Consider the following 12652-nt stretch of genomic DNA (forward strand, 5'->3'; position numbering starts at 1 on the left):
GTGTACGTTCGGGCGATGGCCGATACCACCGTGTTTCCCGCCCGCCGGATCGTCACGATGGACCCGTCGCAACCCCTGGTCGAGGCGGTCGCCGTCCGCGATGGCCGCATCCTTGCTGCCGGATCGATCGAAGAGTGCGCGTCCTGGGGTGCGCACGAGATCGACCGTCGTTTCGAGGACCTCGTGTTGGTCCCCGGGATGATCGAGGCCCACGCGCACAGCCTGGAGGGGGCGTTTGCACTGTTGCCCTATGTCGGCTGGTTCGATCGCCACCGACTCGGCGGGACCGCGCGTGGCATCCGCAGCTACGACGCCTTGATCGAGCGCATCGCCGAACTCGATCAGGAGATGCGCAACGTCGGTGCAGGCGCCACGGACCCGCTCGTGGTGGGAGGCTTCGACCCGATCTACTTCCGCGACGAGGAACGGCTCACCCGTCTGCATCTCGACGAGGTCGGAACCGACCGACCGATCTTCGTCTTCCATGCCAGCGCCCATCTGGCGACGGTGAACTCGGCGATGCTCGAGGCGCACTCGATCACCCGCGAGTCGACGACCGTCGGCGTCGCCCGTGACGCGAACGGGGAGCCGAACGGGGAACTGCAGGAGATCCCGGCGATGTCGCTGGCCTCCTCGGCGCTCCTCCGGATCCTCCAGGCGATGAACGACCCGGCGTCGATCGAGGCGCTCGGCCGGATCTGCGCCGACCAGGGGATCACGATGCTCGCCGACCTCGCGTCGGCCGGGCTCCAACGGCCGGACTCACAGCAACTCTGGCGCACCACCGTCGACCGCCCGGAGTTCCCCGCGCGGATCCTCCAGCGTCACATGGCAGCGCTGCCACCGGGGGCGACGGATTGGTCCGAGGCTGCGGACGCGATCGTCGCGCTCGCCGCCGACGACACCGACAAGTTGCGGACCGCCGGGCTGAAGGTACTCCTCGACGGATCGATCCAGGGCTTCACCGCCAAGATGGGGTGGCCGGGCTACTACAGCGGGACCGATCACGGGGTCTGGATGACCGCTCCCGAGCAGCTGCTCGCGATGTGTCGACCGTTCCACGAGCGCGGCATCAACATCCACACCCACTGCAACGGCGACCTCACGATCGACCTCTGGATCGACACGGTCGAACAGTTGGTCCTCGAACGACCGTGGCTCGATCACCGCCACACGGTCCAACACTGCCAGCTGACCACGGCCGCGCAGTACCGCCGGATGGCGAAGCTCGGGATGTGCGCGAACATCTTCACCAATCACATCTGGTACTGGGGTGACCAACACCATGACATCACCGTCGGTCCCGAGCGTGCCCGCCGGATGGAGGCCTGCCGGACCGCCGAGCGCGAAGGCGTGTCGTTCTCGATGCACTCCGATGCCAACGTCACCCCGCTCGGGCATCTGCACACGATGTGGTGCGCCGTGAACCGGGTGACCCCCTCGGGACGGGTGCTCGGACCCGACGAACGGATCTCCGCCGAGTCGGCACTGCGCGCCGTGACGCTGGGTTCGGCCTACCAACTCCACCTCGACGCGGAGTTCGGCTCGATCGAGTGCGGAAAGGCCGCCGATTTCACCGTGCTAGGAGACGACCCGCTCGAGGTGGATCCGATGGCGATCAAGGACATCGAGGTGTGGGGCACCGTGGTCGCGGGACGTCCGCACCCGGGCTCAGACGGCTGATCGGGTGTCGCGAGCCACGACCACGCGATGCATGATCCGACGATCGTTCGGATAGTCGCTGACCGCGTAGTGCTGCGTCGCGCGGTTGTCCCAGATCGCGATCATCCCGGGCCGCCATCGCAGTCGCACCTGGTGGTCGGGTCGATTCACGATGTCGAACAGCATCGTCAGGATGCGCGCGCTCTCGGCGGCGCCGAGCCCGATGATCCAGCGGGTGTTCGACTCGCTCACGTTGACGTACGGGCGACCGCTCACCGGATGGTGCGAGATCACCGGCCACACGGCCGAGCCGACCGTCGACAACATCTCGTTCATCGCACCGGTGCCACCCGACACGTACGGTCCGTTGCGGAACGCGCCGGGGTCGTGGGTGGCCGACAGCGCCTCCAGGTCGCGGCGGAAACCCGGATCGAGACAGTCGTGGACCGCGTACATGCTCGCCCACAGGGTGTCGCCACCGACGGGTGGAACCTGCACCGCTTGGAGAATCGACGCGAAGGGCGGCTCCGCCGTGAAGCTCATGTCGCTGTGCCACTCCGACGCGTCGGGACGCTGTCCGGGCTGCCAGTCGAGCACCACGACGTCGTCACTGTCGGGGTGCGTGACGTACGAGTGGTGACGCGCTCCGAGCTCGCCGCACCGTCGAGCGAACGCCGCGTGTTCGATGGGTGCGAGGTGCTGGTCGGGAAGGAACAACACCTGGTGCGCGATCAGCGCGGCGTAGAGGGCCTCGACCGCGTCGTCGTCGGCATCGACGAGGCGCAGCCCGGTCACCTCGGCGCCCAGCGCCGGAGACACACGCTCCACGGTCATCATCAGGCGCGAAGATACTCCTTCGCCCGCGACTGCAGCGACACCGGGTCGAGCACCCCGGCGACCCCGATCGCCTCGAGTCCGCGTTCGCCCGATCCCGCGACGTCGGTGATCGCGACGGTCCGACCGACGACCTGGACGAGGCGCGCCGAGACCGCGCCCGACCTGCCACGGACGTCGACGACACCCTTCATTCGCAGGACGCCGTCGGGCAGGTTCGACAGGAACCCGTCGAGGTCGTCTGCGGCCACCACCTCGGTGAAGGCCGACCAGGTGATGTACTCGCCTCCGTCGAGGTCATGGGGCGCATCCCGCGATCGCTGGACGTCGGAACCCGACGGGCGGGTGCCGGGCCCGAGCACGAGGTCGAGGGCGATCTCGCCGTGCTGGGTCCGAACGGTCGGCGCGTCCGTCTGGGTACCGATCCAGGTCACGACTCGCTCGGTCTCGGCCGGGTCGCACAGGTCGTCCTTGGTCACGACGACGAGATCGGCGCCCACCAGCTGGCGTCGTACCTCGCCACCGACGTACCGGTCACGCGCGCTGCGCATCACCGAGTCCGCCGCGGCCACGACGAGGATGCCACCCGGCGCGAATCCGGGGACGGTGCCCCACGCAGCTGCAGTCGTCGGATCGGCGACCCCGCTCGCCTCGATCACGATGTGATCCAGCGGCGGTTCGATCGCCGAGAGTTCCTCGAGGGTCGATCGCAGATCGTCGCCGAGGGTGCAGCACACGCAACCGTTCGCGAGGTTGACGACGCGGTCGGCGGAGTGCAGCAGACCGGCATCCACGGCGAGGTCACCGAAGTCGTTGACGACGATCCCGAGCCGACGACCGGCGGCGCGGTGGATCACCGAGTTCACCAGCGTCGTCTTGCCGCCGCCGAGGTACCCGCCGATGACGGTGATCGGAGTCGGTTCTCCGAGACTTCCCATCACCCGATCGTACGGATGCGCCGCTCGTCAGCCCGCCACGAACCCTCCGGCAGCGAATGCGGAGTTGACGATCCGTTCGAGGTCGGTCGTCGGGCTCGGCGTCTGCCCGGCGACCGTGACCGCCCAGGTGACCCCGTCACCACGGTTGAGCAGCATCGCGTGGGTCGACTCGATCGTGCCGGTGTGGCCGAACCGCCCGAGACCGTACGCGATCATCCCGTAGCCGTAGCCACGCTGACCGAGCTGCCCACCGAAGGGTGTGATCATCTCGAGCAACGCCAGGTCGTCGAGTGGCTTGAACCCAGGCGTCGAACGGTCCAACGAATCCATGATCGTCACGAGATCGGTCGGACTCGCGACCCATGCGCCCGCCGCGCCGAGGGTCTCCATGTAGTTGCGCCCCGGGGTGGTGACGTGCTGGGTCTCGCCCGGACCCGGGTCGAACGTCGGAGCGAGGCGCATGCCCGAGATGCCGAGCGGGGTCAACAGGTTCTCGTACACGGCCTGCTCGTAGGTGAGACCGGTCAACGCCTCGATGGCGAGCCCGGCCACGCAGTAGTTCATGTTGCTGTAGGTGTATCCACCGCCGGAGGCGCCGCTCGCGAGGCCTTGCCGCGCTGCCTCGGGACAATCCGCCGAACCTCCTCGGAAGAACGCCGTGTCGAACTTTCCGAACCCCGAACGGTGGGTCAGGAGTTGGCGCAGCGTGAGGTTCGCCGAGCTGCCCACCGCGCCGGCGCCGATGTGGTCGGCGACCGACTGACCGATCGGGTCGTCGAGTCCGATCACGCCGTCCTCGACCAACTGCAGGGCAACGATCGCCGTGATCGTCTTCGAGATGCTCGCGATCCGGAACCGGTCCTCGGCCTCGGCGGGATCGCCGGATGCAGGGTCGCGTTCGCCGAATGCGGCGCTGTGCACGACGTCTCCGTCGATCAGGACGGCGACCGAGGCGGCGGTGTTCCCCGGACGGATCAACGACGATTCGAGCGCTGCGTCGAACCCCGCCCACCCGGTCGACAGAACCGGCGGCGAACCGCCGACCGACTCGTCCGGAGCATTCGCCGGAACGCCGCCCTGACCGGCATCGTCGACGGGAAAGCGAGCCACGTCGACGTCGAGAACGATGTCCGGTCCGAGTTCGAACGAAGGCTCCTCGATGGCGTCGCCCTCCGCTGGATCCGCGTCGTCCGCTGGGTCCGCATCATCCGCATCGTCCGGCTCGGTCGCGGTGTCCGACGCGCTGCGCTCGTCGTTCGTCGGATCCGGCTCGACCGTCGTCGATGTCGCGAGCGCCGAAGTCGATCCGACCGTGCCCCGGGTCGCCGTACTCACCACCGTGTCGGCTGAGCCCGCAGATCGCGTCGTCGGATCGACGGAGGAGGTCGCGTCGGAGGAGCACGCCGCCAGCGCGATGAGCGCGGCGACGAGGACGCATCCACACAGCGATTTCATGACGGACCATGATGACCCGGCTGTCACCCCGGCGTGCGGCATGGGCCCGAACTCACGGACTCCGTCTCGCCACGCGCCGACGTCGACCTGCCACGATGCACCGATGGGGCCACTCGACGATGTGCAGGTAGTCGACTTCTCGGTCATGATCTCCGGCCCGCTCGCCGCGATGATGCTCGCCGATCAGGGCGCCGACGTCGTCAAGGTCGAGAACCCCGGCTTCGGCGACATCATGCGGTTGCTCGGATCGTCGAAGAACGGGATGACCGGCATCTTCGCCAACAACAACCGTGGCAAGCGATCGCTCGTCGTCGACCTGAAGTCGAACGACGGCCGCGACGTCGTCCGCCGATTGCTGCAGAACGCCGACGTCGTGATCCAGAATTTTCGCCCGGGAGCGATGGACCGCCTCGGCCTCGGCTACGCCGACGTGCGCGAGATCAATCCCGACGTGATCTACACGTCGATCTCCGGCTACGGATCCACGGGACCGAACAGCGGGCGACGCGTCTACGACAACGTGATCCAGGCGGCATCCGGTCTGGCCAGCATCCAGGCCGACCCCGCCACGGGTGAACCGGCGATGTTCCGCACACTCCTGTGCGACAAGGCGACGGCGTACACCGCTGCCCAGGCGATCACGGCCGCTCTGTTCGCCCGTGCCACCGGGAAAGCCGGGGGTCAACACATCGAGCTCGCGATGATCGACGCAGCGATCGCATTCATGTGGCCCGATTCGGGCATGGACGCGGTCCTGCTGGATGACGACGTCGCACGTCAGCCGACGATCGCCTCGAACTATGCCGTGACCCGCCTGTCCGACGGTTTCGCCAGCGCCGCCGCGGTGACGGACGACGAGTTCACGGCACTGTGCGCGACCTACGGCCGTCCCGACATCGCCCAGGACGCCCGCTTCGCCGACACACCGTCGCGCATGGCGAACATCAACGAGATGGTGGCGACGATCGCGGCCGCTGCTGCGGAGTGCACGCTCGCCGAGTTCGTCGAACGATCGCAGCAGCACGACGTGCCCGCGTCGAGGATCAACAGCCTCGACGATCTGCCGGTCGATCCACAGGTCGTGAACAACGAGGTGTTCGTCGAGAGCGACCACCCGCTGGCCGGGCGGATCCGTGAACCGCGACCCGCGGCCCGACTCGACGGCACGCCGCAGCAGATCGCCAGGCCGGCCCCGGGGCACGGGGAGCACTCGGATGAGATCGCCGCCGAACTCGGTTTCGATGCGGCCGACCTCCGCTCGCGCGGCGTCATCGCCTGATTCAGGATTTCGGCGCCGGCAACGACTGCTCGACGGTGAGCACGGGGGCGAAGAGGTCACCGTGTTGTTCGATCCGGTCGAGGACGTCCCCCGCTTCGAAGACGAGCGGGTCATCCCCGTCGGCACACGCCTGGACTTCGTCCCAGGTGACCGGCGTCGACACGGTCGGTCGGCTGCGGGCGCGCAGCGAGTAGGGAGCGATCGTCGTCTTGTGATGGGCGTTCTGGCTCCAGTCGACGAAGACCTTGCCGGGCCGCTCCGCCTTGGCCATCACGGTCGTGACGGCGCCGTCGAGCTGGCGTTCGAGGACCTGGCCGACCGCCAGCGCGAAGTCCGCTGCACCGTGGTGCGTCGCACCGGGCGTGTTCAGCGGAACGTACATCTGCAGGCCTTTCGAACCCGACGTCTTGCACCATCCGCGCAGGTCGACCGCATCGAGCACGGCCCGCGTCGCCGAGGCCACCCGGCAGCACTCGACGATCGAGGTGTCCGGCCCCGGATCGAAGTCGAACACCAGGGTACGCGGGGTGTCGAGATCGGCGGCGAGTGCCATCGGGGCGTGCAGCTCGAGCGCGGCCAGGTTCGCCGCCCACGCCATCGTGGCCGTGTCCTCGACCCGGCAGTAGTCGATTCCGCCCCGCCGATCGCCCGGTCCGAGCGACACGGGCACCCAGTCCGGCCGGTACCGGTTGCACCGCTTCTCGAAGAACCCGTCGGAATCGGAGCCGTCCGGATACCGGCGGAACGTGATGCACCGCCCCGCCAGGTGTCGGGTCGCGATCGGCGCCACGCGCACGAAGAAGTCGATCACCTCGGCCTTCGTGAACCCTGACGGATACAGCACCTTGTCGAGGTTGGTGAGCTTGACCTGCTTGCCCTCGATCTCGATGACCGTGTCGGAACTCACGCCGACTTCTTGGTCGCCCGCTTCTTGGCGGCGGCCTTCTTCGTCGCCGCCTTCTTCTTGCTCGTCCGCCCCTTGGCACTCGACTTCTTCGCCGTGGAACCGCTCGTCGGATGGTTCTCGCGACTCGCCTTGGCCGCCGCAACGCTCGCCTCGAGCGCCGCCATGATGTCGATCACCTTCGGTGCATCGGCCTCGACCTTCGGCGTGGTGATCTCGGCACCGTCGGCGCGCATCTCGATGAGGGTCATCACCTGCTCGCGGTACTCATCGTGGTATTTCGCCGGTTCGAAGTCGGCGCTCAATGACTGCACCAGCGACTCGGCCATCAGCACCTCCTTGTCACTGACCTCCACATCGTCGAGCGCCGCCAGTTCCTCGATCTCGTGCGGGTCGACCACCTCGTCGGCATACGCGAGCGATGACATCACCATCCGGCCCTCCTCGGCGCGAATCGCTGCGGTGTACTGCTTGTTGCGCATCACGAAACGTCCGATCCCGACCTTGCCGGATGCCTCCATCGCCTGGGCGAGCAGCGCGTACGGCTTGGCGTTCGCATCGGGAGCGAGGTGGTAGGCGGTGTCGAAGTAGACCGGATCGATCTGGTCGAGGTCGACGAACTCCTCCAGCTCGATCGTCTTGGTGACCGCCGGCATGAACGTCTCGAGCTCATCGGGGTCGACGACGACGTAGCGGCCCTTGCTCACCTCGTAGCCCTTGACGATGTGCTCCTCGGAGACCTCTTCACCGGTCTCGGCATTCACCTTGCGGTACCGGATCCGTGCCAGGTTGCGCTCATCGAGCTGATTGAACGACACCGACTTGCGGCGCACGGCGTGGAACAGCTTGACCGGGATCGCCACCAATCCGAACGAGATCGTTCCACTCCACACAGGCCGTGCCATGCCCGAAGCATGTCACAGCCACGGCCCGAAAACGAGACGGATCAGGACTGGTCGAGGACGGCGCGGGCGACGATGTCGGTCCCGAAACCGGTGAGGATCGCCAGGTAGAGCAGACCGGTGGCCGCCATCACCGCCGAGTAGTACCGCTCCCGCAACGCCGCCTTGGTCACGAAGATCAGCACGATCGTCGTCAGCGCGCACATCGCCCACATCCATCCGAGCAGACCGCCCCAGCCGTCGTCGACGGTGCCGACCCACACGCTGGCCATCCCGACCGGGAGCATCAACGCCGCGACCTCGAGCGGCCAGAGCCAGGCGAGCGCGTTGACCATCTCGTTGAGCAGTTTGCGTGGCAGCCCCGGCTGGACGAGGTACCAGTGGCCGAGCAACATCGCGTCGCTCACCGCACCGATGAACGCAGCACCGATCAGTGTCCTGAGCAGCGCCACCGCGGTGTTGCCACCCGCGTCGAGCGAGGCCGCCACCAGTCCGACCGCTCCGATCAGCGCGGGGACGAGGTCGAGAATCGGGTTGAACTCGGGGCCGGAGGACGGAGCGCCGTCGATGTCGTCGTCACCGGCGACTCCGTTGCCCACCTGGCGGTCGATTCCGGTCATTGCGGCGACACGCTCGGAGCGACGGTCGAACTCCGCCTGCTGACCCGAGACGCCAGCCTCGCGCCGAACGACCGACACCACGAGTGCGATCAGGCAGGCGACGGCCACACCGGCCGAGGAGGCTTCGCGCACCGGGTTCACACCGAACGCGATTCCGGCAGCGAGCGCCCCCAGGGCGAAGCAGAGATACACGCCGCGCAACAGCCATCCGTAGCCGACGCCGATCACGCGACGGCGCGTCGTGAACCAGCAGAACAGCATCCCGCCCGTCGCCCACTGGAGCAGAACCGTGGCTGCCTCGAGTCTGATCACGCCCGGCAGGGTAACGGCGAACGACCGGGTCGATCCGGGTTCGCGGTCGTAGCCTCGACCGTCTGATGAGCGTTTCTCGGGCCGCTTCCCATCGACGACCACGTCGGCTCCGGCCCGTGCTGGTGGTCGTCGTGGCCGGGGTGCTCCTCGGCGGGTGCTTCACGGGGGAACGGCCGAGCTTCGACGACGAGGACGGTCTTCCGCCGACCAGCACGGGCAACGCCGAGATCGACTCCGTGCTCGACCTGTTCGACTCGATCGACGATTCCGAGTTCACCGCCGAGTACTCGATCGAGACGAACTTCAACATGGTGTCGTCGACGGGCACCGTGGTCCAGGCCGCCGACGACCGGCGGTCGATCACCATCGACAACGACGAACGTTCCGTGCAGTTCATCGTCGACGGATCCGACGAGCGCACGTGCGACCTCGACACCGACGAGTGCGAGGCGGCGTTGAACGACGCGCGCATCAGCGACACCCAGCTCCCGCACACGTTCTACGGCCCGGCGTTCGCTCAACGCCTGCGGGCCGACGCGGCCCGCCGAATCGGCGATCCGGTCGCGTACACCGAGTCGATCGCCGGTCAGGACGCCGAGTGCGTCGACATCGCCGTGGCCGGCGGCACGAAGACCTTCTGCGTCCTGGCGTCGGGCGCGCTCGCTGAGTTCGTGGGCGCCGACGTCACGATCGAGCTGACCGCCTACTCCCCCGAACCCGACACGACCGCCTTCTCCACTTGACCACATGCGCGTCGGTGCCAGGCACCGACGCGCATTTCATTCGTCGGGGATCCAGGAACCGTGGAAACCGTGGGGTACGCGCTGCGGGATCGCGATCGTCGCGACCGGATCGGCCGCCATGTTCGAGGCGTCGAGCACGGTGAACGTCGAGGACTGGTCGGCCTTGTCGTAGACGAACGACAGCACCCAACCCTCGTCCTCGGCGGCGGACTCGCTCGCCGGGACGAAGACCGGCTCGGACGTCGACCGACCGGGACCGAAGTCGTGGAACGTGGACGCACCGCTCGTGACGTCGTACTTCCGCACGCCCGTCGCGGCATCGGTGACCGGCGGTTCATCGGGGCGCCCGGCGACCGCCCAGCTGTAGCGATTGGCCAGCCCTGTCCGACGGTCGTCGATGCGCGGGAACGCATGGTCGCTGTCATCGAGCTGTTCCTCGGTGACCGCACCCGTGCGCAGGTCGAATCGCCAGCGCCAGAGATAGCACGGTTCGAACGAATCGGGACCGTCGGCCCACATCGCCTGGTGCCGCCCGGCGTCGAGGACGACCACGTTGCCGTCGTCCTCCTCCCACGCATTGACGATGTGGAACACGTAACAGGTGTCGATCTCGAACCAGCGCGGCTCGACCGGCGTCCCGCTTCCGAGCTTGCGACGATCGATCAGTCCGATCCGTGACCCGTTGTCGGGTCGCCACAGGAACGGCATCCCCTGGCCGCTGAGCGCGACGTCGAGGTCGAACACGACCGGGAGATCGAGGAAGATCGCGTGGTTCCGGCTCACCGCGAAGTCGTGCATCATCACGGGATTCGGGATCTCGACCGGCTGCGAGTGGATCAGCTGACCGGACCGGTCGGCGACGTGATACGTCACGTAGGGCGCCGTCACCAAGCCGTAGCCGAAGAAGTGCATCTCACCGGTCTCGGCACACACGTGGGGATGCGCGGTGAACGGCGTGTCGAGTCGGCCGTCGAAGTTCACCGAGCCGACCGTGTCGAGTTCGGGGGTGATCTCGTGGGGGAAGCTCCCCTCCTCCAACGCCAGGATCTTCCCACCGTGACGCATCACGTGGGTATTGGCCCGTCCTGCGGACAGGTCGAACTCGAACGTCTCGGGGTCCATCCGCGCGCCGCCGGCCAACAGCTTCGTGCGGATCCAGCGGTTGCGGTACCACTCGGCCTTGCCGTCGCGCAGCCGGATGCCGTGGAGCATGCCGTCGCCGTCGAACCAGTGCGCGGGGACCACACCTTCGGGCGGATTGGCGCCGTTGCGGAAGAACCGACCGTTCAGTTCGGGCGGGAGCGCGCCGGTGACCGGGAGGTCGACCGCGTCGATCTCCTCGCGCACCGGCGCGTAGTTGCCCTTCATGTAGAAGGGAACATCGGTCTGGGTCTCGTCGAGCGCCGTCATGGTCCAATTCTTCCACGCCCGCCCGACAACTGGTGCCAGGCACAAGTTGTCGGTCAGACGGAGATGAGGTCGTGGTCGGAGTTGTTGAGGAGCACCGGGCCGTCCACCGTTGCGACGGCGATGTCCTCGAGGCGCATGCCCCACTTGCCGGGGACGTAGATCCCGGGCTCGATGCTGAACGCGTGACCGACGTCGAGCGGAAGGTCGTTGCCCTCGACGATGTAGGGGTCCTCGTGCTCCTCGAGTCCGATCCCGTGACCGGTGCGGTGGATGAAGAATTCGCCGTAGCCGGCGTCGGCGATCACCCGGCGCGTCGCACGATCGACGTCCTCGCACGGTGTGCCGACCGTCGCCGCCGCAACACCTGCGGCCTGGGCCTCGTGCAGCACGGCATACGCCTCGGCGACGTCGGCGGCGATCTCGCCGGTGAACACGCAGCGCGTCGTGTCCGAGCAGTAGCCGTTCATCGTTCCTCCGAAGTCGCACAGCACGATCTCGTTGTCACGGATCACCCGGTCTCCAGCGTGATGATGCGGGCTCGACGCGTTCTCACCGGCCGCCACGATCGCGAAGTTGACCTTCTCGTGGCCCTCCTCGATGATCCGCCGCCCGAGGTGGTCGGACACCTCGGCCTCGGTGCGACCCACGAGCGGGATCTCACCGCGCTGGAGTTCGCCGGCGATCAGGTCGACGGCGGCACCCGCTTCGGCCAGGGCTTCGATCTCGGCCTGATCCTTCGTCCGCCGCAGCGCCCCGACGACCTCGACGGCGCGGGTGAACTCGACACCGGGGAGACGCGGGAGCATTTCGACGAGGAACCGCGCCCACATCTGGTCGCCGATCGCGATCCGACGGGCACCGCCGGCCAAGCGCGCGGCGATGTCGGTGGGATCATCGGTCTCGCCCCACGGAACGAGGTCGAACACGCCGGGCTGTTCGGCCACGCGGGCCGCTTCGAGGCCGGGGATCAGCAGTGATGCGTCACCGTCTCGGGGAACCACGAGCATCGTCAGTCGCTCGAGCGGCATCGCCGTGTACCCGGTCAGATACGGGAGATCGTGACCGACCGAGATCAGCGCAGCGTCGACGTCGTGTTCGTCCATCGCCGCCTGGACCCGCCGCACGCGTTCGAGGTACACGGACGTATCGAGAGTCGGAGCGCTCATGGCTCCAGTGTGCCACCGCCCGGCACGGTCGATCGCGACACGCGTGGAGATCAGCCGAGCCGGTCGCATGCATCGAGCGCGCGATCGACCGCCGTGGCGTAGCCGCCTCCGAACTTGATCGCGTGGACGACGAGCGGTGCTAGTTGGTGCAACGGCACCCGGTCGAGCCATCCGTCCGCGAGACGGAACTCGGCGTCGTACGCCGACCAGCATCGTCGGTCGTATCCACCGAACAGCGCCATCATCGCGAGGTCGAACTCGCGGTGGCCGCCGTGCGCCGCCGGGTCGATCAACCAATTCGTCCCACGGCCGTCGACGAGTCGGTTGCCGGCCCACAGGTCACCGTGGAGCAGAGCGGGTGGTTCGTCGGCCCCGCCGATCTCTGCGAGCCGTGCGGCGAGAACCCGGATCCGATCGACCGCGGTCC

Annotated in this window: 12 protein-coding genes; 3 read left to right on the forward strand and 9 right to left on the reverse strand. The window is 67.7% G+C overall.

Going from position 1 to position 12652, the window contains the following annotated elements; all coding sequences use genetic code 11:
• Positions 1–15: 15 nt before the first annotated feature.
• Complete coding sequence (locus WBV89_RS00700) at positions 16–1683, forward strand: amidohydrolase (protein ID WP_423979421.1); 1668 nt, start codon at positions 16–18, stop codon at positions 1681–1683.
• On the opposite strand, the gene WBV89_RS00705 is transcribed toward WBV89_RS00700, so the two are convergent.
• Genes WBV89_RS00705 through WBV89_RS00715 form a run of 3 tightly spaced genes read right to left on the reverse strand, consistent with a single transcriptional unit; the run spans position 1672 to position 4889 of the window.
• Complete coding sequence (locus tag WBV89_RS00705; protein WP_423979422.1) at positions 1672–2499, reverse strand: TauD/TfdA dioxygenase family protein; 828 nt, start codon at positions 2497–2499, stop codon at positions 1672–1674. The genes WBV89_RS00700 and WBV89_RS00705 overlap by 12 nt on opposite strands.
• A complete protein-coding gene (locus WBV89_RS00710) occupies positions 2499–3434 on the reverse strand; it encodes a CobW family GTP-binding protein (RefSeq protein WP_423979423.1) in 936 nt (311 codons plus the stop codon). The genes WBV89_RS00705 and WBV89_RS00710 overlap by 1 nt, the downstream gene beginning before the upstream one ends.
• 27 nt (positions 3435–3461) lie before the next feature.
• Positions 3462–4889 carry a serine hydrolase domain-containing protein gene (locus WBV89_RS00715; RefSeq protein WP_423979424.1) on the reverse strand — a complete coding sequence of 476 codons (1428 nt, stop codon included), beginning with the start codon at positions 4887–4889 and terminating at the stop codon, positions 3462–3464.
• A gap of 103 nt (positions 4890–4992) precedes the next feature.
• On the opposite strand from WBV89_RS00715, the gene WBV89_RS00720 reads away from it, so the two are divergent.
• The gene (locus WBV89_RS00720) at positions 4993–6168 is read left to right on the forward strand and encodes a CaiB/BaiF CoA transferase family protein (protein ID WP_423979425.1); all 1176 of its coding nucleotides are present in this window, start codon (positions 4993–4995) and stop codon (positions 6166–6168) included.
• A 1-nt stretch (position 6169) separates the two neighbouring features.
• Here WBV89_RS00720 and ligD read toward each other — a convergent pair whose 3' ends face one another.
• Genes ligD through WBV89_RS00735 form a run of 3 tightly spaced genes read right to left on the reverse strand, consistent with a single transcriptional unit; the run spans position 6170 to position 8906 of the window.
• Positions 6170–7075, reverse strand: a complete 906-nt coding sequence (ligD, locus tag WBV89_RS00725) for a non-homologous end-joining DNA ligase (protein WP_423979426.1) — start codon at positions 7073–7075, stop codon at positions 6170–6172.
• On the reverse strand, positions 7072–7977 hold the full coding sequence (locus tag WBV89_RS00730; protein ID WP_423979427.1) for a Ku protein: 906 nt from the start codon (positions 7975–7977) through the stop codon (positions 7072–7074). The genes ligD and WBV89_RS00730 overlap by 4 nt, the downstream gene beginning before the upstream one ends.
• Positions 7978–8018: 41 nt before the next feature.
• Entirely contained in the window at positions 8019–8906 is an 888-nt protein-coding gene (locus WBV89_RS00735; RefSeq protein ID WP_423979428.1) for a hypothetical protein, read from the reverse strand.
• Positions 8907–8971: 65 nt separating this feature from the next.
• On the opposite strand from WBV89_RS00735, the gene WBV89_RS00740 reads away from it, so the two are divergent.
• Entirely contained in the window at positions 8972–9649 is a 678-nt protein-coding gene (locus tag WBV89_RS00740; RefSeq protein ID WP_423979429.1) for a hypothetical protein, read from the forward strand.
• A 36-nt stretch (positions 9650–9685) separates the two neighbouring features.
• Here the strand turns inward: WBV89_RS00740 and WBV89_RS00745 are convergent, their stop codons facing one another.
• The 3 genes from WBV89_RS00745 to WBV89_RS00755 form a co-directional block, all read right to left on the reverse strand.
• Entirely contained in the window at positions 9686–11059 is a 1374-nt protein-coding gene (locus WBV89_RS00745; RefSeq protein WP_423979430.1) for a carotenoid oxygenase family protein, read from the reverse strand.
• A 53-nt stretch (positions 11060–11112) separates the two neighbouring features.
• Positions 11113–12225 carry a M24 family metallopeptidase gene (locus WBV89_RS00750; protein WP_423979431.1) on the reverse strand — a complete coding sequence of 371 codons (1113 nt, stop codon included), beginning with the start codon at positions 12223–12225 and terminating at the stop codon, positions 11113–11115.
• Positions 12226–12275: 50 nt separating this feature from the next.
• On the reverse strand, positions 12276–12652 hold a 377-nt coding region (locus tag WBV89_RS00755; RefSeq protein WP_423979432.1), incomplete at its 5' end, for a fructosamine kinase family protein.

Origin of the sequence: Ilumatobacter sp. (assembly GCF_049588435.1) — a bacterium.
Taxonomy (GTDB): Bacteria; Actinomycetota; Acidimicrobiia; order Acidimicrobiales; family Ilumatobacteraceae; genus Ilumatobacter_A.